At 72.7% G+C, this 22,396-nt stretch carries 20 protein-coding genes; 11 read left to right on the forward strand and 9 right to left on the reverse strand.

From position 1 onward, the window contains the following. Window position 1 precedes the first annotated feature (1 nt). Together ACIQGV_RS04745 and iolC are read right to left on the reverse strand one after the other, a co-directional pair. Complete coding sequence (locus tag ACIQGV_RS04745; RefSeq protein ID WP_402491036.1) at window positions 2-895, reverse strand: deoxyribose-phosphate aldolase; 894 nt, start codon at window positions 893-895, stop codon at window positions 2-4. 509 nt (window positions 896-1,404) lie between these two features. Then, on the reverse strand, window positions 1,405-2,358 hold the full coding sequence (iolC, locus tag ACIQGV_RS04750) for a 5-dehydro-2-deoxygluconokinase (protein WP_402490454.1): 954 nt from the start codon (window positions 2,356-2,358) through the stop codon (window positions 1,405-1,407). 160 nt (window positions 2,359-2,518) lie between these two features. Between iolC and ACIQGV_RS04755 the strand changes: the two genes are divergently transcribed. The 5 genes from ACIQGV_RS04755 (at window position 2,519) to ACIQGV_RS04775 (ending at window position 7,417) form a co-directional block, all read left to right on the forward strand. After that, window positions 2,519-3,436: a sugar phosphate isomerase/epimerase family protein gene (locus ACIQGV_RS04755; protein ID WP_402490456.1), complete on the forward strand. Its 918-nt coding sequence runs from the start codon at window positions 2,519-2,521 to the stop codon at window positions 3,434-3,436. Window positions 3,437-3,742: 306 nt separating this feature from the next. Then, a complete protein-coding gene (locus ACIQGV_RS04760; protein WP_402490458.1) occupies window positions 3,743-3,943 on the forward strand; it encodes a helix-turn-helix transcriptional regulator in 201 nt (66 codons plus the stop codon). A gap of 53 nt (window positions 3,944-3,996) precedes the next feature. Next, window positions 3,997-4,560, forward strand: coding sequence for a GNAT family N-acetyltransferase (locus tag ACIQGV_RS04765; protein WP_402490461.1), 564 nt, complete (start codon window positions 3,997-3,999; stop codon window positions 4,558-4,560). 252 nt (window positions 4,561-4,812) lie between these two features. Beyond that, window positions 4,813-5,043 (forward strand): heavy-metal-associated domain-containing protein, encoded by a 231-nt coding sequence (locus ACIQGV_RS04770; RefSeq protein WP_402490464.1) that lies wholly within the window; start codon window positions 4,813-4,815, stop codon window positions 5,041-5,043. An 82-nt stretch (window positions 5,044-5,125) separates the two neighbouring features. Then, window positions 5,126-7,417 carry a heavy metal translocating P-type ATPase gene (locus ACIQGV_RS04775; protein ID WP_402490466.1) on the forward strand — a complete coding sequence of 764 codons (2,292 nt, stop codon included), beginning with the start codon at window positions 5,126-5,128 and terminating at the stop codon, window positions 7,415-7,417. Window positions 7,418-8,008: 591 nt separating this feature from the next. Here ACIQGV_RS04775 and ACIQGV_RS04780 read toward each other — a convergent pair. From ACIQGV_RS04780 to ACIQGV_RS04790, 3 genes are all read right to left on the reverse strand, one after another. Next, window positions 8,009-9,298, reverse strand: coding sequence for a citrate synthase (locus ACIQGV_RS04780; RefSeq protein WP_402490469.1), 1,290 nt, complete (start codon window positions 9,296-9,298; stop codon window positions 8,009-8,011). Between the two features lie 290 nt (window positions 9,299-9,588). Beyond that, window positions 9,589-11,844 carry an ATP-dependent RecD-like DNA helicase gene (locus ACIQGV_RS04785; RefSeq protein ID WP_402490472.1) on the reverse strand — a complete coding sequence of 752 codons (2,256 nt, stop codon included), beginning with the start codon at window positions 11,842-11,844 and terminating at the stop codon, window positions 9,589-9,591. A 33-nt stretch (window positions 11,845-11,877) separates the two neighbouring features. Then, complete coding sequence (locus ACIQGV_RS04790) at window positions 11,878-11,994, reverse strand: DUF397 domain-containing protein (RefSeq protein WP_402490475.1); 117 nt, start codon at window positions 11,992-11,994, stop codon at window positions 11,878-11,880. A 258-nt stretch (window positions 11,995-12,252) separates the two neighbouring features. Between ACIQGV_RS04790 and ACIQGV_RS04795 the strand changes: the two genes are divergently transcribed. The 3 genes from ACIQGV_RS04795 (at window position 12,253) to ACIQGV_RS04805 (ending at window position 15,222) form a co-directional block, all read left to right on the forward strand. Continuing rightward, window positions 12,253-13,221, forward strand: a complete 969-nt coding sequence (locus ACIQGV_RS04795) for a helix-turn-helix domain-containing protein (RefSeq protein ID WP_402491039.1) — start codon at window positions 12,253-12,255, stop codon at window positions 13,219-13,221. A gap of 185 nt (window positions 13,222-13,406) precedes the next feature. Next, window positions 13,407-13,820 (forward strand): hypothetical protein, encoded by a 414-nt coding sequence (locus ACIQGV_RS04800; RefSeq protein WP_402490478.1) that lies wholly within the window; start codon window positions 13,407-13,409, stop codon window positions 13,818-13,820. Between the two features lie 208 nt (window positions 13,821-14,028). Beyond that, window positions 14,029-15,222, forward strand: coding sequence for a peptidase M6 (locus tag ACIQGV_RS04805; protein WP_402490481.1), 1,194 nt, complete (start codon window positions 14,029-14,031; stop codon window positions 15,220-15,222). A 159-nt stretch (window positions 15,223-15,381) separates the two neighbouring features. Here the strand turns inward: ACIQGV_RS04805 and ACIQGV_RS04810 are convergent, their stop codons facing one another. Genes ACIQGV_RS04810 through ACIQGV_RS04820 form a run of 3 tightly spaced genes read right to left on the reverse strand, consistent with a single transcriptional unit; the run spans window position 15,382 to window position 18,517 of the window. Continuing rightward, window positions 15,382-16,215 (reverse strand): sugar phosphate isomerase/epimerase family protein, encoded by an 834-nt coding sequence (locus ACIQGV_RS04810; protein WP_402490484.1) that lies wholly within the window; start codon window positions 16,213-16,215, stop codon window positions 15,382-15,384. Continuing rightward, the gene (locus ACIQGV_RS04815; RefSeq protein WP_402490486.1) at window positions 16,212-17,363 is read right to left on the reverse strand and encodes a dihydrodipicolinate synthase family protein; all 1,152 of its coding nucleotides are present in this window, start codon (window positions 17,361-17,363) and stop codon (window positions 16,212-16,214) included. Before ACIQGV_RS04815 ends, ACIQGV_RS04810 begins: the two co-directional genes overlap by 4 nt. Continuing rightward, window positions 17,360-18,517 (reverse strand): Gfo/Idh/MocA family protein, encoded by a 1,158-nt coding sequence (locus ACIQGV_RS04820; protein WP_402491042.1) that lies wholly within the window; start codon window positions 18,515-18,517, stop codon window positions 17,360-17,362. Before ACIQGV_RS04820 ends, ACIQGV_RS04815 begins: the two co-directional genes overlap by 4 nt. Before the next feature lie 241 nt (window positions 18,518-18,758). Here ACIQGV_RS04820 and ACIQGV_RS04825 point away from each other — a divergent pair, with 241 nt between their 5' ends. Beyond that, a complete protein-coding gene (locus tag ACIQGV_RS04825; RefSeq protein ID WP_402490489.1) occupies window positions 18,759-19,805 on the forward strand; it encodes a LacI family DNA-binding transcriptional regulator in 1,047 nt (348 codons plus the stop codon). 45 nt (window positions 19,806-19,850) lie between these two features. Here ACIQGV_RS04825 and ACIQGV_RS04830 read toward each other — a convergent pair whose 3' ends face one another. Beyond that, window positions 19,851-20,231 carry a VOC family protein gene (locus ACIQGV_RS04830; protein WP_402490491.1) on the reverse strand — a complete coding sequence of 127 codons (381 nt, stop codon included), beginning with the start codon at window positions 20,229-20,231 and terminating at the stop codon, window positions 19,851-19,853. Window positions 20,232-20,339: 108 nt separating this feature from the next. Between ACIQGV_RS04830 and ACIQGV_RS04835 the strand changes: the two genes are divergently transcribed. Together ACIQGV_RS04835 and ACIQGV_RS04840 are read left to right on the forward strand one after the other, a co-directional pair. Further along, entirely contained in the window at window positions 20,340-20,747 is a 408-nt protein-coding gene (locus ACIQGV_RS04835) for a nuclear transport factor 2 family protein (RefSeq protein WP_402490494.1), read from the forward strand. A gap of 848 nt (window positions 20,748-21,595) precedes the next feature. Then, the gene (locus ACIQGV_RS04840; RefSeq protein ID WP_402490497.1) at window positions 21,596-22,396 is read left to right on the forward strand and encodes a sugar phosphate isomerase/epimerase family protein; all 801 of its coding nucleotides are present in this window, start codon (window positions 21,596-21,598) and stop codon (window positions 22,394-22,396) included.

Genomic DNA, 22,396 nt, shown 5'->3' on the forward strand with positions numbered 1-22,396 from the left:
CTCACAGCAGTCCTACGGCGGTGTCCACGGCGGCGGCCACGTCGCCGTCCGCCGGGTACAGCAGCGAGCGGCCCACCACCAGGCCGCGCACGGTGGGCAGCCTGAGCGCGCGACGCCAGTTCTCGTACGCCCCGGCCTGCTCCTTCGCGGAGCCCGCCACGTCCCCGCCGAGCAGCACGGCCGGCAGGGTCGTGGTCTCCATGACCCGGGCCATGTCGTCGGGGTCGTCGGTGACGGGCACCTTCAGCCAGGTGTAGGCCGAACTGCCGCCCAGGCCCGAGGCGATGGCGAGGGACCGGGTGACGGCGTCGGCGGACAGATCGTTGCGCAGCTGTCCGTCCGCGCCGCGTCGGCTGATGAACGGCTCGACGAACACCGGGAGTCGGCGGGCGGCCATGGCGTCGACGGCGCGGGCCGCGGACTCCAGGGTGGTGAGCGAGCCCGGGTCCTCGTAGTCGATGCGCAGCAGCAGCTTTCCCGCGTCGAAGCCGAGGCGCTGGATGTCCTCGGGGCGGTGGCCGGTGAACCGGTCGTCCAGCTCGAAGCGGGCGCCCTGGAGGCCGCCGCGGTTCATCGAGCCCAGGACGACCTTGTGGTCGAGGGCGCCGAGCAGCAGCAGGTCGTCCAGGACGTCGGCCGCGGCGAGCACCCCGTCCACGCCGGGCCGGGACAGCGCCAGGCACAGCCGGGCCAGCAGATCGGCCCGGTTGGCCATCGCCAGGCCGCGCTCCCCGGCGCCGAGCGCACCGCGGGCCGGGTGGTCGGCGGCGACGATCATCAGCCGCCCGCCCTCGCCGAGCAGGGGCCGGCGCGGCCGGCGTGCGGCGGCCTCGGCGACGGCCACGGGGTGATGGGCCCGCAGCCGCACGAGTTCGGCGACATCGACGTCCGGCAGCTCCGCGGCAAGACCGACCGAGGACCGCCGTCCCGAGCCGCCACCCCACCCACCACCGGGTGCCTCCTTCGAGACGGCAGCCCGCCCGGCGCCGGGCGCCTCCCCCGGGGGAACAGCCCGCTCGACGCCGGACGGCTCCCCTGGAACGGCGGCCCGCCCGACGCCAGGCCCCTCCCCCGCGGCAACCCGGCCGGAACCGGACAGCCCCTCCGAGGAGACGGCACCGCCGACACCGGGCGCCTCCCCCGGGGCGGTGGTCCGGCTGGTGTCAGGCGCCTTCTCCGGGGCGGCAGCCCGCTCGATGCCGGGTGCCTTCTCCGGGGCGGGGGCCCGCTCGATGCCAGGCGCCTCCCCCGGGACGGCAGCCCTTCCGACACCAGGCCCCTCCCCCGGGGCCGCGCCCCGACCGGCGCCAGGTGGCTCGTCCGGGGCGGGGGTCCGTTCGGGCGGGGGCGGGGGGTCGGGGGTGGTGGCCCGGGGGGTGCGCGCACCGGTCACCCGGCCGCCCCTCATCGCACCGCTCCCGCCCCGAGCGCCGCCTCCACCTCGGCGGCGGTCGGCATGGCCGAGGAGCATTCCAGGCGGGAGGCGACGATCGCGCCGGCGGCGTTGGCGTGGCGCACGACGGTCTCCAGGTCCCGGCCCGCCAGCAGGCCGTGGCACAGGGAGCCGCCGAACGCGTCCCCGGCGCCGAGGCCGTTGAGGACCTCGACCGGGAGCGGCGGGACCTCGGCGGACTCTCCGTCGGCGCTCACCGCGAGGACGCCCTTGGGGCCCTGCTTGACGACCGCGAGCCGGACGCCCGCGTCCAGCAGTGCCCGTGCCGCGGCGTGGGGTTCGCGGACCCCGGTGGCGACCTCCACCTCGTCCAGGTTGCCGACGGCGACCGTGGCGTGCCGCAGGGCCTCGGCGTAGAAGGGGCGGGCGGCGTCGGGGCCGCCGTGCCAGAACATCGGACGCCAGTCCAGGTCGAACACGGTCGGGCCGGCCCCGGCGCGGTGGGCGAGCGCCGCGAGGGTCGCCGTACGGCTCGGCTCCTCGCTCAGACCGGTCCCGGTGACCCAGAAGACACGGGCCGCGCGCACCGCGTCGAGGTCGAGGTCGTGCGCGTGGATCTCCAGGTCGGGGGCCTTGGGGTGGCGGTAGAAGTAGAGCGGGAAGTCGTCGGGCGGGAAGATCTCGCAGAAGGTGACCGGTGTCGGCAGGGCGGGCACCGGGGTCACCCAGCGGTCGTCGACCCCGAACTCGCCCAGTGCCTGGTGGAGATACTCCCCGAAGGGGTCGTCGCCGGTCCGGCTGATCAGCGCGGTGCGGCGGCCCAGGCGCGCGGCGGCGACGGCGACGTTGGCCGCGGAGCCGCCGAGGAACTTGCCGAAGGCCGTCACCTGCGCCAGCGGGACGCCCGCCTGGAGCGGGTACAGGTCCACCCCGAGCCGTCCCATGGTGATCAGGTCGTACGCCATCGCCTTCCCCTCACGCCGTCGCCTTCCCTCGCGCCGCCGGACCGTCCCTCTCCGTACTTGTTCCGGTTTCTAGACCCGTCGGGGCGGGCCTGTCAATGTTTTGTCCGGACATTCGGACCAGTCCTTGACACCCTTTGCCCGCCCCCGCACGCTGGCGGCCATGACGTCGCTGTCGCCTCAGTCCCCACTGTCCCGCATCCGTATCGGTTCGGCGCCCGACTCCTGGGGCGTGTGGTTCCCCGACGACCCCCGTCAGGTGCCCTGGCGGCGTTTCCTCGACGAGGTCGCCGCGGCCGGCTACGAGTGGATCGAGCTGGGCCCGTACGGGTATCTGCCGACCGACGCGGCCGTCCTCGCCGAGGAGACCGCGCGGCGCGGCCTGAAGGTGTCGGCCGGCACGGTCTTCACGGGCCTGCACCACGGCGAGGCCGTCTGGGAGAAGACCTGGGCGCACGTCGCCGACAACGCGGCACTGGCGCAGGCGATGGGCGCCCGGCACCTGGTGGTCATCCCGTCCTTCTGGCGCGACGACAAGACCGGCGAGGTGCTGGAGCCGAGCACGCTCACGCCGGAGCAGTGGCGCAGCCTCACCTCCCTGACCGAACGCCTCGGCCGTGAGGTGCGCGAGCGCTACGGGCTGCGGATCGTGGTGCACCCGCACGCCGACACCCACATCGACACCGAGGAGAACGTGGTCCGCCTCCTCGACGGCACCGACCCCTCACTGGTGTCCCTGTGTCTGGACACGGGGCACTACGCCTACTGCGGCGGCGACAGCGTCCGGCTCATCGAGACCTACGGCGAGCGCATCGGCTATCTGCACCTCAAGCAGGTCGACCCGGAGATCCTCGCCGAGGTGCGGGAGCGGGAGATCCCGTTCGGCCCCGCCGTGGCCAGGGGCGTGATGTGCGAGCCGCCGACCGGGGTGCCCGCGCTGGGTCCCGTGCTGGAGGCGGCGGGGAAGCTGGACGTGGACCTGTTCGCGATCGTCGAGCAGGACATGTACCCCTGCGAGCCGGACCGGCCGCTGCCGATCGCCCGGCGCACCCGCGCCTTCCTGAGGTCGTGCGGGGCCTGACGGGTCCGACCCGGGGCGCGTCACGGAGCCGGGGGGCGCGTCGCGGAGCCGGGGGCGCGTCACGGAGCCGGGCGGGGGCGCGTCCGCGCATGTTCTCCCATGCATCACTTCTGTCACGAACGCCACCCTCTTGTCACACATGTCACGTATACGTGGACCCTTCGTCACACAAGGCACACAGCCGCCTCCCCTCGGTAACTCTGTGTCGCTCACGGGGCACAGGCTGGGTGATCGCCAGCAAGCGCCCGGCTCCCCCTGCGGCCACCCCCCGGCCGCGCCGCGGCGCGGCGCAGGGAGGTGCGAGTCATGACCGACCGACGGCTGTGGTCCTACAAGGAGATCGCGGCGCACATCCGGGTCCAGCCCGACACCGTGCGCTCCTACCGCAAGCACGGGCTGCTGCCGCCGCCCGACCACGTGGAGGCGGGCAAGCCCTACTGGTACGCCGACACGGTGCGCGCCTGGGTCGCCTCCCGGCCGGGCAACCGGGGGCGCCGGGCCGACTGACCTCGCGGAAAACGGGCTGTGCCCCACCCGGCGGGTGGGGCACAGTGCCGTGCATGGACTTCTCGACCAAGCCGGTGCTGACCGGCACCCGGACGATCCTGCGGCCGTTCACCGCGGCCGACGCGGACACGATGTGGGAGATCATCGGCGATCCCGAGGTCGTCCGCTTCACCTACGAGCCCGGTACCGACCTGGACCTGGAGCGGACCCGCTCCTGGTACGCCACCCGCGCCGAGCAGGACGACCGGCTGGATCTGGCCGTCACCGACCGTACGAGCGGCGAGGTCGTCGGCGAGGTGGTCCTCAACGAGTGGGACCCGCGCACCCGCAGCTGCACCTTCCGCACCCTGATCGGACCGCGCGGCCGCGGCCGGGGGCTCGGCACGGAGGCGATGCGGCTGATCGTCGGCCACGGTTTCGAGCGGCTGGGCCTGCACCGCATCGAGCTGGTGGCCTACGGGCACAACCTCCGGGCCCTGCACGTCTACGAGAAGGTCGGCTTCACCGTCGAGGGAGTCCGCCGCGAGGTCGCCCTGCGGGACGGCGCGTGGACCGACGAGGTGATCATGGCCATGCTGGACCGGGAGTGGGCCGCGCTCAGCGCCACGGCTCGATGACCGTCACGCCCGTCCCCGCCGCCGTGCCGAGCCGCGCGAGCGCCTCGGTGCGGCGTCCGGGCCGATCCTCCCGGTGACCAGCAGGTCCGGCCCCAGGACGCCTCTCCGCCTCCTCCACGGGAACGCCGGCCCCCGCACCCGCCGACGCGCCGGGCACCGCCTTGGCGGAATACCCCCTAGGGGTATAGTGTGAGGAGTGCGGGTCCCCCCGGGGCCCCGACAGCCCCATACGCCTCGACGAGGAGTAACGACATGACCGCCCAGACCGACACCGTCACCGCCGTCTACAAGGTCAGCGGTATGAGCTGCGGCCACTGCGAGGGCGCCGTCTCCGGCGAGCTCTCCCAGCTCGCCGGCGTCACCTCGGTGAAGGCCGTCGCCGCCGCCGGCGAGGTCACCGTCGTCTCCGCCGCCCCGCTCGACGAGGAGGCCGTGCGCGCCGCCGTCGACGAGGCCGGCTACGAACTGGTCGGCCGCGTCTGATCCCCACCCCTGTGCCCCACGGGCCGTACCGGCCGCCGATACTGGCCCGGTACGGCCCGGACCGTTTTTCTGGAGTACGGCGATGACCAGCACCCCCCAGGCACCCCCGGCCGAGGCCACGGTCGAACTGCTGATCGGCGGGATGACCTGCGCCGCCTGCGCGGCCCGCGTCGAGAAGAAGCTCAACCGCATGGAGGGCGTGACCGCCACGGTCAACTACGCCACCGAGAAGGCCCGGATCAGCTGCCCGCCCGGCACCGAGGTCGCCGACCTGATCGCGACCGTGGTGCGGACCGGCTACACCGCCGAGGAGCCCGCGCCCCCGGAGCCGCGGACCGAGGACGAGGGCGGGGGCGGGGGCGGGCCCGGGCAGGATCCCGAACTCGCCGCCCTGCGCCGGCGGCTGACCGTCTGCGCGCTGCTCGCCGCGCCCGTGGTGCTGCTCGCGATGGTGCCCGCCCTCCAGTTCGACAACTGGCAGTGGCTGTCCCTCACCCTCGCCGCGCCCGTCGTCGTCTGGGGCGGACTGCCCTTCCACCGGGCGGCCTGGACCAACGTCCGGCACGGCTCCTCCACCATGGACACCCTGGTGTCGCTGGGCACCCTCGCCGCGTTCGGCTGGTCCCTGTGGGCGCTCTTCCTGGGCGACGCGGGCATGCCCGGCATGCGGCACGGCTTCGCGCTCACCGTCTCCCGCGCCGACGCCTCCTCCACCCTCTATCTGGAGGTCGCCGCCGGAGTCACCGCCTTCCTCCTGCTGGGCCGCTTCCTGGAGGCCCGCGCCAAGCGGCGTGCCGGAGCCGCCCTGCGGGCCCTGCTGGAGCTGGGCGCCAAGGACGTGGCCGTGCTGCGCGAGGGCCGCGAGGTGCGGGTGCCCGTCGCCGGGCTGGGCGTCGGCGACCTGTTCGTCGTGCGGCCCGGGGAGAAGATCGCCACCGACGGCGTCGTCACCGAGGGCACCGGCGCCGTCGACGCCTCGATGCTCACCGGGGAGTCCGTGCCGGTGGACGTGGGCCCCGGGGACACCGTGACCGGGGCGACCGTCAACAGCGGCGGCCGGCTCGTCGTACGGGCCACGCGCGTGGGCTCCGGCACCCGGCTCGCGCAGATGGCGCGGCTGGTGGAGGAGGCGCAGAGCGGCAAGGCGCAGGTGCAGCGGCTGGCCGACCGGGTCGCGGCCGTGTTCGTGCCCGTCGTCCTGCTGATCGCCGCCGCCACCTTCGGGGGATGGCTCGGCGCCACGGGCGACACCGTCGCCGCCTTCACCGCCGCCGTCGCGGTGCTGATCATCGCCTGCCCGTGCGCGCTGGGGCTCGCCACACCGACCGCCCTGCTGGTGGGCACCGGCCGGGGCGCGCAGCTCGGCATCCTCATCAAGGGCCCCGAGGTGCTGGAGTCCACGCGCCGGGTCGACACGGTCGTGCTCGACAAGACCGGGACGGTCACCACCGGCCGGATGACCCTGCACGAGGTGTACGCCGCCGACGGCACCGACGAGAAGGAGCTGCTGCGGCTCGCGGGCGCCCTGGAGCACGCCTCCGAGCACCCCGTCGCCCGGGCGATCGCGTCGGCGGCGGAGGAACGCGTGGGGCCGCTGCCCGCGGTCGAGCGGTTCGAGAACGTCCCCGGACGGGGTGTGCGCGGACGCGTGGAGGGCCGCGAGGTGACGGTGGGGCGGCTCTTCGACGCCGTGCCGGACGACGTGGCCCGCGCACTGCGGGAGGCCCGCAGCGCCGGGCGTACGGCGGTGCCGGCCGGCTGGGACGGAACGGCCCGCGGCGTCCTCTCCGTCGCCGACGCGGTGAAGGACACCAGCGCCGAGGCGGTGCGCGGGCTGCGGGCCCTCGGACTGACGCCGGTGCTGCTCACCGGGGACAACCGGGCGGTCGCCGAGGCCGTCGCCCGTGAGGTCGGCATCGACCGGGTGGTCGCCGAGGTGCTCCCCGAGGACAAGGTGGACGCCGTGCGGCGGCTCCAGGCCGAGGGGCACGTGGTCGCCATGGTCGGCGACGGCGTGAACGACGCCGCCGCGCTGGCCGCGGCCGACCTGGGTCTGGCGATGGGCACCGGGACCGACGCGGCGATCGAGGCCGGTGACCTGACGCTGGTGCGCGGGGACCTCCGGGTGGCCGCGGACGCGATCCGGCTCGCCCGGCGCACCCTCGCCACGATCAAGGGGAACCTCGTCTGGGCCTTCGGCTACAACGTGGCCGCGCTGCCGCTGGCCGCCGCCGGACTGCTGAATCCGATGATCGCGGGTGCCGCGATGGCCTTCTCGTCCGTATTCGTCGTCACCAACAGTCTTCGGCTGCGGACGTTCCGTGCAGCATCGAAAGCGGGGGTCCCTCTGGAGTCCGGGGCGCCCCTCACATAAGCTCTTCACAAGTCTCGCGCATCTCCCTTACGGGGGAGGCGGCGTTCCTAAAACATGCCTCTTGGGACATTTGCAAGAGACGCAGATCACAGTGATGTGAACGTAACCATCGAAGGGGTTCGAAGGTCTAAGTTGGCGATGTCGGTAGGCGTCTTGGGGGGCGCCGACCCGACGGTCTGAGGTCGTCTTGGGGGACTTCCTCAGAGTTTGCGTTGCCGGGGCACGCACACCGGGAAGCTTTGAGCGGCCCTCCCAGCGTGCATGTCCCGGCAGACCGCAGCCCCGCAGGGCGGGGCGGGCAGTTCTGCTCGTACCGCTCGACAGCGAATTCAGGCGCTGTCTCCTCTGAGCGCCCGGCCGGATCCCGTGGGGGGAATCCGCACCGGGACATGGGAAGGCGCCCTGGTCGTCGGCCCGTGGGGGGACCGGCGCCGGGGCGCCTTCTGCTTTCCCGCCTCTCAACCCCGGGCACGGCCTCCTCGACCCCGGACACGACGAGACCCCGCGCCCGGGGAACGGGGCGGGGTCCGGTGTGCTGCGGCTCGGCGGAAGCGACGGGGCGCCGGAGACGGCGCCCCTCACCGGCAGAGGTCAGCGCTCCTCGACCGGGACGAAGTCGCGCTCGACGATGCCCGTGTAGATCTGGCGCGGGCGGCCGATGCGGGAGCCCGGCTCCTTGATCATCTCGTGCCACTGGGCGATCCAGCCCGGAAGGCGGCCGAGGGCGAACAGGACCGTGAACATCTCGGTCGGGAAGCCCATGGCCCGGTAGATCAGACCGGTGTAGAAGTCGACGTTCGGGTAGAGGTTGCGCTGGACGAAGTAGTCGTCGGCGAGCGCGTGCTCCTCCAGCTTCAGCGCGATGTCCAGCAGCTCGTCGGACTTGCCGAGGGCCGACAGGACGTCGTGCGCGGCGGCCTTGATGATCTTGGCGCGCGGGTCGAAGTTCTTGTAGACCCGGTGGCCGAAGCCCATCAGGCGGACGCCGTCCTCCTTGTTCTTCACCTTGCGGATGAAGGTGTCGACGTCGCCGCCGTTCGCCTGGATGCCCTCCAGCATCTCCAGGACGGACTGGTTGGCGCCGCCGTGCAGCGGGCCCCAGAGGGCGGAGATGCCGGCCGAGATCGACGCGAACATGTTCGCCTGCGACGAGCCGACCAGACGGACCGTCGACGTCGAACAGTTCTGCTCGTGGTCCGCGTGCAGGATCAGCAGCTTGTCCAGGGCCGAGACGACCACGGGGTCGAGCTCGTAGTCCTGGGCCGGGACCGAGAAGGTCATGCGCAGGAAGTTCTCGACGTAGCCGAGGTCGTTGCGCGGGTAGACGAACGGGTGGCCCACCGACTTCTTGTAGGCGTACGCCGCGATCGTCGGAAGCTTGGCGAGGAGGCGGACCGTGGAGAGGTCGCGCTGCTTCTCGTCGAAGGGGTTGTGGCTGTCCTGGTAGAACGTGGACAGCGCCGAGACCACCGAGGACAGCATCGCCATCGGGTGCGCGTCCCGCGGGAAGCCGCGGTAGAAGTTCTTGACGTCCTCGTGCAGCAGGGTGTGCTGCGTGATCTCGTTCTTGAACGCGGTGAGCTGGTCGACCGTCGGCAGCTCGCCGTTGATCAGCAGGTAGGCCACCTCCAGGAAGGTGGAGCGCTCCGCGAGCTGCTCGATCGGGTAGCCGCGGTACCGCAGAATCCCCGCTTCACCGTCCAGGTAGGTGACGCCGGATTTGTACGCAGCAGTGTTGCCGTACCCGCTGTCCAGCGTCACGAGTCCGGTCTGGGCACGCAGCTTCCCGATGTCGAAGCCCTTGTCCCCGACAGTGCTGTCGATCACCGGGTAGGTGTACTCGTCGCCGTTGTACCGCAGTACTACAGAGTTGTCGCTCACGTCTTCCCTCACCGACTTGTGCCTCATCTTCGAGGTGCCCTGACTGTCTCTACCATCCCCCATTTGGCGCAGGAGAGTGCACTCGGGGTCGACCATTGGGCTTATCGGCGGCACTCAGTGCCGCCAACTTGCCCATCCTGCCCCGTCCGCCGGGCCACGGGAAGTGCTCTGTGACCTACCCGACTCGTTTGATCGATCATTTTTCGTCGCATGGCGGACAGAGCGTGGTTCTGCGGTGGTCCGGGCGGTTCTCACCGGGCGCCGGAAGGGCCCGTGAGCGGTCGCCCCGCTCAGCCGCCCGCGAGCCGGAAGTCCAGTGCCGTGCAACGCCGTCCCGCCGACACCGTGCGCACCGCCTGGCCTATCGCCCTGCGCGAACCGACGAGGACGACCAGCTGTTTGGCCCGGGTCACCGCCGTGTACAGCAGGTTCCGCTGGAGCATCATCCACGCGCCCGTGGTGACCGGGATCACCACGGCGGGATACTCACTGCCCTGCGAGCGGTGGATGGTCACGGCGTACGCGTGGGCCAGCTCGTCCAGTTCGTCGAACTCGTAGGGGACCTCCTCGTCCTCGTCCGTCAGCACCATGAGCCGCTGGTCGACCGGATCGAGCGAGGTGACCACGCCCACGGTGCCGTTGAAGACACCGTTGCTTCCCTTCTCGTAATTGTTGCGGACCTGGGTGACCTTGTCCCCCACCCGGAAGACACGCCCGCCGAACCGCTTCTCGGCCAGGTCCGGCCGCCCCGGGGTGATGGCCTGCTGGAGCAGCCCGTTGAGCGTGCCCGCGCCCGCGGGGCCCCGGTGCATCGGCGCCAGCACCTGCACGTCCCGGCGCGGGTCCAGCCCGAACCTGGCCGGGATCCGCCGTGCCGCCACGTCCACGGTGAGCCGGCCGGCCTCCTCGGTGTCGTCCTCGACGAACAGGAAGAAGTCCTTCATGCCGTCGGTCAGCGGATGCTGTCCGGCGTTGATCCGGTGGGCGTTGGTCACGACGCCCGACTGCTGCGCCTGCCGGAACACGCGCGTGAGCCGCACCGCGGGGACCGGGCCGCCGTCGGCCAGGAGGTCCCTGAGGACCTCCCCCGCGCCGACGCTGGGCAGCTGGTCCACGTCGCCGACGAACAGCAGATGGGCGCCGGGCGGCACGGCCTTGACGAGCTTGTTGGCCAGCAGCAGGTCGAGCATCGACGCCTCGTCCACCACGACGAGGTCGGCGTCCAGCGGCCGGTCCCTGTCGTACGCCGCGTCGCCGCCCGGCTTGAGTTCGAGCAGCCGGTGGACCGTGGACGCCTCGGCGCCGGTCAGTTCGGCCAGCCGCTTGGCGGCCCGGCCCGTGGGGGCCGCGAGCAGCACCTTCGCCTTCCTGGCGCGCGCCAGCTCCACGACCGACCGCACGGTGAACGACTTGCCGCAGCCCGGCCCGCCGGTGAGCACGGCCACCTTCTCCGTCAACGCCAGCTTGACGGCGGCCTCCTGCTCGGGCGCCAGCTCGGCCCCCGTGCGGGTCCTCAGCCAGCCGAGCGCCTTCGGCCAGTCCACCGACCGGAAGCCGGGCATGCGGTCCTCGTCCGTGCGCAGGAGCCGCAGCAGCTGGGCGGAGAGGGACAGTTCGGCGCGATGGAAGGGGACGAGGTAGATCGCGGCGACGGGTCCGGCCCCGGGGTCGGACCCGGGGACCTTCTCCCGCACGACACCGGGGTCGCCGCCCTCCTCGTCCGGCTCGGCCAGCTCCGCGAGGCACTCGATGACCAGGCCCGTGTCGACCTGGAGCAGCTTGACCGCGTCCGCGATCAGCCGCTCCTCGGGGAGGTAGCAGTTGCCCTGGTCGGCGGACTGCGACAGCGCGTACTGGAGGCCGGCCTTCACCCGCTCCGGGCTGTCGTGCGGGATGCCGACCGACTGGGCGATCTTGTCGGCGGTGAGGAAGCCGATGCCCCAGACGTCCGCGGCGAGGCGATAGGGGTGGTTCTTCACGACGGAGATCGAGGCGTCGCCGTACTTCTTGTAGATCCGGACGGCGATGGAGGTGGAGACCTCGACCGTCTGGAGGAAGAGCATGACCTCCTTGATCGCCTTCTGCTCCTCCCAGGCGTCCGCGATCTTCTTCGTCCGCTTCGGCCCGAGCCCCGGGACCTCGATCAGCCTCTTGGGCTCCTCCTCGATGATCCTCAGCGTGTCCACGCCGAAGTGCTGCGTGATCCGGTCGGCGAACACCGGCCCGATGCCCTTGACCAGGCCGGAGCCGAGGTAGCGGCGGATGCCCTGCACCGTGGCGGGCAGCATGGTGGTGTAGTTCTCCACCGTGAACTGCTTGCCGTACTGCGGGTGGCTGCCCCAGCGGCCCTCCATCCGCAGGGACTCCCCCACCTGCGCGCCGAGCAGCGCCCCGACGACCGTCAGCAGATCACCGGCACCTCTGCCGGTGTCCACGCGGGCGACCGTGTAGCCGTTGTCCTCGTTGGCGTACGTGATCCTCTCCAGGACGCCTTCGAGGACGGCGAGCCGCCGCTCGCCCGCCGGATTCGCCGTGTCGTTGGACATGCCCCGACGTTACCCGTGACCGCTGACAGCGCCCTACGCCTTGAGCTCCTGGAGAAACCGGGCGAAGACGGAGCGGGGGAAGGTGAGGGTGCCGGTGACGGGGGTCTTGGAGTCACGGAGCGAGACGTGGGTGACGCCTGTGGCGAGCACGCCCGGGCACGCATGAGGGGCGTGTGCCGGACCAGAGCCCGGCGCACGCCCCTCAGGGTTCCCTCCCCTGCCAGAACCCCGTCGATTCCGGATCCCCCCGGATCCCCCCAAGGGTTCTGACGCCGTGTATGACACACGAGTGCGGCGGAGGGTTGCACAGGGGTGAGGAAAATTTTCCGGGCCTCTTTCCGGGGGGCTACTCCCTAGGATGTTGCATGCTCAAGCGGTAGCCGTGCGGTACGCGTTGGGGGCGTGTCCATGCTGGTGAACGAGTACCGGACCGATGTCGTGCCGGCTGCCGAGCGCTGGGAGCTGTGGCACGACATCGTGTCGCGCACCCACACGCCGAACCTGCTGCGCAGCGAGCGCGACGACGACTTCCGGGCCGTGATGCGGGTGCTGACGCTGGGCGAGGTGCAGGTCGCCCGGCTGGCCTTCCCCGACCTGGAGTCGGTGCGCACACCGCGTGCCATCCGGCGGTCCGACCCGGAGGTCTACCAGATCGTCTGCCCGTACACCGGCACGGGCCGGATCGCGCACAACGGACGGCAGAGCGCCTTCGGTCCGGGCGACCTGGTCGTCGTCGACAGCAGCCTGCCCTACGAGGCCCGGTTCGTCCCGTCCGGCACCGGCACCCACTCCACCTGCGTGGTCGTCACCCTCCCCCGGTCGCTGCTGTCCCTGCCGCCGAGGACCTTACGCAAGGTCCTGGCGGTGCCGATCCCGGTCGGCCGGGGCATCGGCGGGGCACTGCACCGCTGGCTCGCCGATCTCACGGCGCGGGCCGGGGAGTTCGAGGAGGCCGACGCCGCGACCCTGGGCGGGGTGACCACCGCCCTGCTGACCTCCGTGCTCGGCCACGCCCTGGAGGCCGAGGACGCGATGAGCCCGGAGTCACGGCGCCGGGCGCTGCACACCCGGGCCCTGGACTTCATCGACCGCAACCTCGGGGACCCGTCGCTGTCGCCGGCCAGCGTCGCCGCCGCGCACGGCGTCTCCGTACGCCATCTGCACCAGCTGTTCGCGGAGGGAGGCGCCACCCCGGCCGCCTGGATCCGCCATCGCCGGCTGGAGCACTGCCGCCGCGACCTCGCCGATCCGGGGCTGCGGTCCCGGCCCATAGCCGCCCTCGCCGCACGCTGGGGGTTCCGGGACCCGGCGGCGTTCAGCCGGCAGTTCCGGCGGGCGTACGGCGTGTCCCCCAGGGACTACCGTCACCACCCGTGACAGCACAGGAACGTGCAGAAATCGACAAGATCCGTGCAGTCACGGCCAATGAACTACGCCGCCCCGCGCGGCCATGCTTTTTTTCCGCACCACTTCTTCCCCGTACGCCGGGGGAAGCAGGGGGGAAGCCGGTGTGCGGCGCCCGTGGATCTCTCCGGGGGCGGCGCGCGCCACCGTACGGGGTGATGAGCATGCGTGTGGGGATCACCGTGGAGAGCCGCGCGAGCGGGACCGGCGTCCATGAGCTGTGGCGCCGGCTGGCGACCGAGCCGGCCCTGCGCGGCCGGGTCCGCGCCGACAGCTCGCTCGTCCTGCCGCCCGGCGCGGGCGAGACACGTCCGCAGGTGCTGCTCGCGGTGCTCGAACCGGGCGCGGTCACCGAGGCGTTCGCCGGGAGCCTGGTCGCCTGGCTGGCGGCACGCCGGGAGTGCACTGTGTCCCTCACCCGGGCCGACGGCACCCGGATCGTGCTGACCTCGGCGATCGTGCGCCGGTTCACCTTCCTGGAGCGGGCGGCCTTCGTCCGTGACCTCGGCACGGTCCTGGACGCGGCCGCCCGCGGCAGTTCGGAGACCGACGGGGGCGACCGGGTCCGCTGAACCCGGCGCCCGGGACCGCACCGGCCCCGCCGCGAACACCACCGCGGGCACCTTCGGGTGAATATTCCTCCGACACGATCATGCTGCCCGTGCCGATGGCAACGTGGGCCGGAATCTTGGCGCATCGCCGGAGGCGACCGTGGTGCGGACTGCCGCCGGTCGCGACGGTGCCCCGGCTCCGATTCCCCCATTCCAGAACAGGTGCACCATGCGCTTCTCGATCCGCCGCACGCGGCGGCCGCTTGCCCTGCCCCCTCTCCTGGCGTTCGTGATGCTGGCCGTCCTCGCCGTCGTTCCCGCCGAGCGCGCCCAGGCCGTCAACGGGAGCACCTCGCCCTGCGCGCTGCGGGGACGGGGAAACGCCGTCGACGAGGGCCAGAACACCGACTACACCCAGTTCCTGAATCCCCTCGGCACCAAGAAGATCGGTGTCGTGTACGTGGACTTCCCCGACATGGCCGGTGCCGGTGATGTCGCGGACTACTACAACCTCCTGTCCCCGGCAGCCAACTGGGTGTGGGACGCCTCGTACGGCAAGACCTGGCTGAACATGCGTACGACGTTGAACCGGTGGGTGCGGATGCCGTCCGCCTCCGGCACCTACGGCTTCCCCTCGCCCACCTACCAGCAGCACTCGCGGTATGTGACAGACGCGCTGAAGGCCGCGGCGGGCGGCGGCGCCGACCTGTCCGGGTACGACATGTTCTATATCGTCTCGACCGCGCATTCCCAGGTGTCCCGCTCCACCGCCTGGTTCGGGACACCCTCGGCTCTCCCCGTCGTCAACGGCACCAGGATCCGCTGGGCGGTGACGTTCGGCACGGACATGTGGCACTGGGGGCACAAGGTGGCCGCCCACGAGACCGCGCACGCCTTCGGAGCACCGGATCTGTACGCCTTCAGCGGCGATTCCCACCAGTACACCAGCGGCTGGGACCTCATGGGCTACCTGGGCGGCCGGGCCCCGCAGTACTTCGGCTGGACCTCCTGGAAGTTCGGCTGGACCACCGACGAACAGGTCGTGTGCGTGTGGCAGCCCAGAACCCAGAACACCGCCACCCTGAACGGGGTGGAGTACACCGGCGGAACCAAGCTGCTCGTGGTCCAGACCGGCCCGACCACCGCCTACGTCGCCGAGGCCCGCAGAAAGGTCTACAACGACTCCGACCTCTGCTCGTCCGGCGTGCTCATCTACAAGGTCGACACCTCCGTGGCCAGCGGCCAGGGACCGATCCGGGTGGTGCCCAACCCGAACGCCGCGGCCCCGCCGTCCGGGTGCGGCACCCTGGACATGGCGGCCTGGCAGCCGGGCCAGACGTTCGTCGACCGCGCCGCCAACGTCGAGTTCACCGTCCGGTCCGCCGACGCCTACAACAGCACGGTGAACGCCATCAAGTGGTGATCCCGGAGGGTGGTCGGTGGTTCCGTCGTCGTCCGGCGGCACGAACACGGCTGAACCCTCCGTTCCTCCCGTGAACGCGCCCGGTCCACGGGGGCGGCCACACCGCTCGCGCTTCCGGCGGGGTGGCCGCCCTGCGCGGTCACACCGACCACCGCCCGTTCAGCCGGCCACATGCCGTACGAAGCGCTCGGCCGTCTCCGCCAGGACCTCGCGGCCGTCGCGCGCCCAGAGCCCGTCGTTGAACAGCTCGACCTCGATCGCCCCGGTGTACCCGGCCTTCTCCACGTGGCCGAGCCACTCCCGCATGTCGATCGAGCCGTCCCCGATCTGCCCCCGGCCGGTCAGCACGCCCCGCGGCAGCGGGGTCGTCCAGTCGGCGAGCTGGAAGGTGTGGATACGGCCGGACGCGCCCGCGCGGGCGATCTGCCGGGGCGCGGTGTCGTCCCACCAGATGTGGTACGTGTCCACGGCGACGCCCACCTGCGCCGCGGGGAACCTCTCCGCCAGGTCGAGGGCCTGCGCGAGGGTGGAGACCACACAGCGGTCGGCCGCGTACATGGGGTGCAGCGGCTCGATGGCGAGGCGGACGCCGCGCTGTTCGGCGTACGGGCCCAACTCGGCCAGGGCGCCGGCGATACGTTCCCGGGCGCCGCGCAGGTCCGTGGACCCGGCGGGCAGTCCGCCGCAGACCAGGACGAGCGTGTCCGTGCCGAGGGCCGCCGCCTCGTCCACCGCGCGGCGGTTGTCGTCCAGGGCGCGGGACTGCACCTCGGGCTCGATCGCCGTGAGGAAGCCGCCCCGGCACAGGGTCGTGACGGTCAGACCGGCCTCCCTGACGAGTCTCGCCGTCGCGTCGAGGCCGTACTCCTGGACGGGCTCGCGCCACAGGCCGACGTTGTCGATGCCCAGGTCCAGGCAGGCGCCGACGAGTTCGGGCATCGACAGCTGCTTGACCGTCATCTGGTTGATGCTGAACCGCGCGAGATCGCTCACTGCTCGACTCCGTACATGTACAACAGGCCCTTCATCCGCTCCTCGGCGAGTTTCGGGTCGGGGAACAGTCCGAGTCCGTCGGCGAGCGCGTAGGCGCGGGCCAGATGGGGCAGGGAGCGGGCCGACTGGAGGCCGCCGACCATGGTGAAGTGGCTCTGGTGGCCGGCCAGCCAGGCGAGGAACACGACCCCTGTCTTGTAGAAGCGGGTCGGGGCCCGGAAGAGATGCCGGGACAGCTCGACCGTGGGGTCCAGCAGACCGCGGAAGCCCGCCGTGTCGCCGGTGTCCAGGACGCGGACCGCCTCCGCCGCGAGCGGGCCCAGCGGGTCGAAGACGCCGAGCAGGGCGTGACTGAACCCCTTCTCGTCGCCCGCGATCAGCTCGGGGTAGTGGAAGTCGTCGCCGGTGTAGCAGCGCACGCCCTGCGGCAGCCGGCGGCGCAGGGCGACCTCGCGCCCGGCGTCCAGCAGCGACACCTTGATGCCGTCGACCTTGTCCGGGTGGGCGGCGACGACCTCCAGGAACGTCCCGGTCGCCGTGTCGAGGTCGGCCGAGCCCCAGTAGCCCTCCAGGGCCGGGTCGAACATCGGGCCCAGCCAGTGCAGGATCACCGGCTCGGCGGCCTGGCGCAGCAGGTGGCCGTAGACCTCCAGATAGTCCTCGGGTCCGGACGCGGCGGCGGCGAGGGCGCGGGAGGCCATCAGGATCGCCTGGGCCCCGCTCTCCTCGACGACCGCGAGCTGCTCCTCGTAGGCCGCGCGGATCCGGGCGAGGGACCCCGCGGCGAGCTGGTCGGTGCCCACCCCGCAGGCGATGCGGCCGCCGACCGCCCTCGCCTCGGCGGCGCTGCGGCGGATCAGCTCGGCGGCGCCCGCCCAGTCCAGGCCCATGCCGCGCTGGGCGGTGTCCATCGCCTCGGCCACGCCGAGCCCGTGGGACCACAGATGGCGGCGGAAGGCGAGAGTGGCGTCCCAGTCGATCACGGCGGGCGCGTCGGGAGAGACGTCGGCACGGGGGTCGGCGACGACGTGCGCGGCCGAGAAGACCGTGCGGGAGGTCAGGGGCGCGCCGGAGCGCACGGTCAGGGGCTCGGTGCGGGGCTCGTAGGTGCGCAGGCCCCCCGCGCCGTCGGGCAGCCGGATGCTCACAGCACGATCTCCGGGACCTCCAGGCGGCGGCCCTCGGCCGAGGAGCGCAGGCCCAGTTCGGCGAGCTGGACGCCGCGGGCGCCGGCCGACAGGTCCCAGTGGTAGGGGGCGTCGGCGTGGACGTGGCGCAGGAACAGCTCCCACTGCGTCTTGAAGCCGTTGTCGAAGTCCCCGTTGTCGGGGATCTCCTGCCACTGGTCGCGGAAGACCTCGGTGGCGGGGAGGTCGGGGTTCCAGACCGGCTTGGGGGTGGCGGACCGGTGCTGGACGCGGCAGGTGCGCAGACCCGCGACGGCCGAGCCCTCGGTGCCGTCGACCTGGAACTCCACCAGCTCGTCGCGGTGGACACGCACCGTCCAGGAGGAGTTGATCTGGGCGACGGCGCCGCCCTCCAGCTCGAAGATGCCGTACGCGGCGTCGTCGGCGGTGGCGTCGTAGGGCTTGCCGTGCTCGTCCCAGCGCCGGTGGACGTGCGTGGCGGTCAGCGCCTGCACGGAGGTGACGCGGCCGAACAGCTCGTGCAGGACGTACTCCCAGTGCGGGAACATGTCCACGACGATGCCGCCGCCGTCCTCGGAGCGGTAGTTCCAGCTCGGACGCTGGGCCTCCTGCCAGTCGCCCTCGAAGACCCAGTAGCCGAACTCGCCGCGCACCGACAGGATCCGCCCGAAGAAGCCGCCGTCGATCAGCCGCTTCAGCTTCCGCAGGCCCGGCAGGAACAGCTTGTCCTGGACGACGCCGTGCTTGATCCCGGCCTCCCGGGCGAGCCGGGCCAGGGCGAGGGCGCCGTCGAGGCCGGTCGCGGTGGGCTTCTCCGTGTAGACGTGCTTGCCCGCGGCGATCGCCTTCCTGATCGCCTCCTCGCGGGCGGAGGTGACCTGCGCGTCGAAGTAGATGCCGACCGTGTCGTCGGCGAGGACCGCGTCGAGGTCGGTGGAGATGTTCCGCGGGTCCAGACCGTGCCGCTCGGCAAGCGCCCTCAGCGCGTGCTCGCGGCGGCCGACCAGGACGGGCTCGGGCCACAGCACGGTGCCGTCGCCGAGGTCGAGCCCGCCCTGGTCGCGGAGGGCGAGGAGGGAGCGGACCAGGTGCTGGCGGTAACCCATGCGCCCGGTCACGCCGTTCATGGCGATACGCACCGTCTTGCGTGTCACGTCGTTCCCTTCGTCGGCGGCGTACGGACCGTCGATCTCGCCGGCGAGCCCGTGCAGCAAGCGCTTTCTATGTGGAAAGAAGCTAGCCTCTGATCAGCGGCCGGACAAGGCCGCGGTCACCTCGGCTTGTTCGAGGGGGCGAACGACGGGGGGCGTGGGTCGTAAGGTCGGCGTGCAACCGCTGCCCCCGCAGGCACGTGTACGACGACGTACGACGAATGCGCGACCGGAGGACTACGAGATGACGGTGACCCTGGCGGACGTGGCGGCCCGCGCCCAGGTCTCGCCCGCGACGGTGTCGCGCGTGCTGAACGGCAACTATCCCGTCGCCGCCTCCACCCGTGAGCGGGTGCTCCGGGCGGTGGACGAGCTGGACTACGTCCTCAACGGCCCCGCGAGCGCGCTCGCCGCCGCCACCTCCGACCTGGTCGGCATACTCGTCAACGACATCGCCGACCCGTTCTTCGGGATCATGGCCGGGGCGATCCAGTCGGAGATCGGCGGTCCCGGCGGCCGGGCGGGCGGCGAGCGGCTGGCCGTCGTCTGCAACACCGGAGGGTCTCCCGAGCGGGAGCTGACCTATCTGACCCTGCTCCAGCGGCAGCGGGCCGCGGCCGTGGTGCTGACCGGCGGGGCCGTGGAGAACGCGCCGCACGCGGCGGCCGTGGCGGCGAAGCTGCGCAAGCTCGCGGACGCCGGGACACGGGTCGTGCTGTGCGGGCGCCCGCCGGCCGACGACACCCAGGCCGTCGCGCTGGCCTTCGACAACCGCGGCGGCGCGCGGCGGCTGACCGAGCACCTCGTCGACCTCGGCCACCGCCGGCTCGGCTACATCGCCGGCCCCGAGGAGCGCACCACCACCCGGCACCGGCTGGAGGGCCACCGTGCCGCGCTGTCGGCCGCCGGGATCGAGGAGGATCCCGCCTGGACGGTCCACGGCCGCTACGACCGCCAGTCCGGCTACGACGCCACGCTCGAACTGCTGCGCAGGGACCCCGGCCTGACGGCCGTCGTCGCCGCGAACGACTCCGTCGCGCTGGGCGCGTGCGCGGCGCTGCGGGAGTCGGGGCTGCGGATCCCCGAGGACGTCTCGGTCGCCGGCTTCGACGATCTGCCCTTCAGCGTGGACGCGGTGCCGTCCCTGACGACCGTACGGCTGCCGCTCGCCGAGGCGGGGGCACGGGCCGGGCGCATCGCCATGGGCCGCGAGGAGCCCCCGCCGGGCGGGATCGCGACCGTGCGGGGCGAGCTGATGGTGCGCGACTCGACCGGGGTGCCGAAGGGCTGAGCCCGCCGGGCCGTCCCGCTCAGGGCCGTTCCATGCCGGGCCGTTCTATGCCTGTCGTGCCCGCTCTCCGGCGCTGCGTTCCACGCAGAACTCGTTGCCCTCGGGGTCGGTCAGGGTGACCCAGCCGCTGCCGTCGGGGCGGCGGTGGTCGCCGTGGAGGGCCGCGCCGAGGGCGAGCAGACGGTCGACCTCCTCGTCGCGGGTGCGGTCCTGGGGCTGGAGGTCGAAGTGGATCCGGTTCTTCACGGACCGGGGGTCGTCCACGCGGACGAAGAGCACGTCGACCGCCGGGGTGGACACCAGCGCCTCGGGGTCACCGGGGGAATCGTCCGCGCCGAGCGTGCCGCCCAGGGTCTCCGCCCACCACACGGCGAGGGAGTAGGGATCGGCGCAGTCCAGGGTCACGTGACGGATCAATGAGGTCATGCGGCCACCGGACCACGGCCCGGGCGGCGGGGCAAGCGAATTCCCGCGCCGGTCACGACGCCCAACACCCTTGACCTCAAGTCCGGTTGAGGGCGAAGGCTGGCGCCCATGAGCACGCACACAGAGATCGAGACCCTGGTCCACCGCATGTTCCGCGTCCTGGACACCCGCCCGTTCACGCCCGGCCTGATGCGGGCCTACGTCACCGCGGACGCGCGGATGGAGACACCGCTCGGCGTCAGCACGGGGGAGGCGGCCGTGCGGAACTCCGAGGTGGCGCTCGGGCGGTACGTCCGCACCCAGCACATCGCCTCGGGGATCCTGACCGAGGTGGACGGGGACCGGGCCACCGCCTCCTGGAACGCCCTGATGACCCACGTCCACGCCGACGAGTCGGTCTTCATGGTCGGCGGCCGCTGGGAGGGCGACCTGCGCCGCACCGAGGACGGCTGGCGGTTCGGGCGGCTCGCGGTGCAGGCGGTGTGGACGCAGGGGCAGCCGCCGGTGGGGGTGTGAGGTTCCTTCGCACGAGGACGACGGGCGACGGGCGACGGGCGACGGGCGACGGGCGACGGGCGACGGGCGACGGCGGATTCGCGCACGGCGGGTGGACGGACGCGCCCCTGCGCGTCCCCGGAGGTCGTCGGCGTGGCCGGAGCGGGCCGGGAGCCCTCCCCCGCGGGCGGGGACGCCCCGGCCCCGGCCGGACGAACGCGATCCGCGGGTACAGCGCCCCTGGACCCCGGCGGACACCGGCCTGACCCGGGCGACGGCAGCCGCGTCCCGGTCGCGGGCGCCGTCACCGCGATCCGCGATCCGCGATCCGCGGGAGGACGAGGACCCCGGGGCTGCCGGGGTGGTGCCCGGCCGCGGCAGGACGATCCTCCGCAGGGGCGGCGGCAGGTTCCCGTACGGGCCGGTGTCTCGCCGGTGTCCTCGCCGGTGTTCTCAAGCAGGGCGGCCACAGACATGCCGGTGGACGTCCGCCGCTGCCGGGATGGTGCCCTGCCGCGGCAGGCGGCGGCAGGTTCCCGTACGGGCCGGTGTCTCGCCGGTGTCTCGCCGGTGTTCTCAAGCAGGGCGGCCACAGACATGCCGGTGGACGTCCGCCGCTGCCGGGATGGTGCCCTGCCGCGGCAGGCGGCGGCAGGTTCCCGTACGGGCCGGTGTCTCGCCGGTGTCCTCAAGCAGGGCGGCCACGGGCACGCCGGTGGACGTCCGCCGTGCGGCGGACTCGGGGCGTGGCGACCGGATCCCGGGCCGGCCGTTCGACAGCACCGCGAAGCCGACACGGGGCGCCGCGACCGGATCCCGGGCCGGCCGTTCGGCGGCGCTGCGGGGCCGACGCGGTTAAGGTCGCAAGCATGAAGCTGGCCTTCTCCACGCTCGGCGTTCCCGGTATGCCCCTGTCCGACGTCCTGCGGCTCGCCTCCGCGCACGGCTTCCACGGTGTGGAGCTGCGCGCCCATCCGGAGGAGCCCGTCCACCCCGGCCTCGGCCGGGCCGAACGCACCGCGGTGGCCGCACAGTTCGAGGCGTCCGGCATCGAGCCGCTCGCCGTCGCCGGATACACGCAGGTGGCCTCGCCGGGCCCCGACGAACCGGTGATCACCGAGCTGCGCGAGCTGGTGGACCTGGCGCACGACCTCGGTGCGGGCCACGTCCGGGTGTTCCCCGGCGCGGACGTCGGCCAGCCCGTCGAGGAGGCCGACGCCACGGCCGCGCGCCGGCTGGGCACGGCCGCCGAGCACGCCGCGGACGCCGGCGTGCGCATCCTGCTGGAGACCCACGACTCGCACCGCCGCGGCGCGGACGCCCTGCGCGTCCTCGGCCTGGTCGGCCACCGCAACGCGGGCGCCCTGTGGGACGTGATGCACACCTGGCTCGGCGGCGAGCAGCCCTCCGAGTCCTTCGCCGCCCTCGGCCCCTATCTCGGCTACGTCCAGGTCAAGGACATCGCCTCCGCCGACGACACCACCCCGCTCCCCCTCGGCGCGGGCATCCTGCCCCTCACCGACTGCGTCGACGTGCTCTCCCGGCACAACTGGGACGGCTGGCTGTGCTGGGAGTACGAGAAGCGCTGGTACGACGCCGTCCGGCCGCTCCCCGACCTCCTCGCCGAAGGCCACGACCACCTGGGCCGGCTGCTCAACGACTCGGCGTGA

This window comes from Streptomyces sp. NPDC093094 (assembly GCF_044754345.1).
In the GTDB taxonomy this organism is placed as follows: domain Bacteria; phylum Actinomycetota; class Actinomycetes; order Streptomycetales; family Streptomycetaceae; genus Streptomyces.

Excerpts from the sequence above, each read along its gene's own strand:
- ACIQGV_RS04765 (WP_402490461.1), top strand. The coding sequence starts at position 3,997 with ATGGACTTCTCGACCAAGCCGGTGCTGACCGGCACCCGGACGATCCTG.
- ACIQGV_RS04775 (WP_402490466.1), top strand. The coding sequence starts at position 5,126 with ATGACCAGCACCCCCCAGGCACCCCCGGCCGAGGCCACGGTCGAACTG.
- ACIQGV_RS04825 (WP_402490489.1), top strand. The coding sequence starts at position 18,759 with ATGACGGTGACCCTGGCGGACGTGGCGGCCCGCGCCCAGGTCTCGCCC.
- ACIQGV_RS04770 (WP_402490464.1), top strand. The coding sequence starts at position 4,813 with ATGACCGCCCAGACCGACACCGTCACCGCCGTCTACAAGGTCAGCGGT.
- ACIQGV_RS04830 (WP_402490491.1), bottom strand. The coding sequence starts at position 20,231 with ATGACCTCATTGATCCGTCACGTGACCCTGGACTGCGCCGATCCCTAC.
- ACIQGV_RS04795 (WP_402491039.1), top strand. The coding sequence starts at position 12,253 with ATGCTGGTGAACGAGTACCGGACCGATGTCGTGCCGGCTGCCGAGCGC.
- iolC (WP_402490454.1), bottom strand. The coding sequence starts at position 2,358 with ATGGCGTACGACCTGATCACCATGGGACGGCTCGGGGTGGACCTGTAC.
- ACIQGV_RS04760 (WP_402490458.1), top strand. The coding sequence starts at position 3,743 with ATGACCGACCGACGGCTGTGGTCCTACAAGGAGATCGCGGCGCACATC.
- ACIQGV_RS04755 (WP_402490456.1), top strand. The coding sequence starts at position 2,519 with ATGACGTCGCTGTCGCCTCAGTCCCCACTGTCCCGCATCCGTATCGGT.
- ACIQGV_RS04785 (WP_402490472.1), bottom strand. The coding sequence starts at position 11,844 with ATGTCCAACGACACGGCGAATCCGGCGGGCGAGCGGCGGCTCGCCGTC.
- ACIQGV_RS04805 (WP_402490481.1), top strand. The coding sequence starts at position 14,029 with ATGCGCTTCTCGATCCGCCGCACGCGGCGGCCGCTTGCCCTGCCCCCT.
- ACIQGV_RS04800 (WP_402490478.1), top strand. The coding sequence starts at position 13,407 with ATGAGCATGCGTGTGGGGATCACCGTGGAGAGCCGCGCGAGCGGGACC.
- ACIQGV_RS04840 (WP_402490497.1), top strand. The coding sequence starts at position 21,596 with ATGAAGCTGGCCTTCTCCACGCTCGGCGTTCCCGGTATGCCCCTGTCC.
- ACIQGV_RS04835 (WP_402490494.1), top strand. The coding sequence starts at position 20,340 with ATGAGCACGCACACAGAGATCGAGACCCTGGTCCACCGCATGTTCCGC.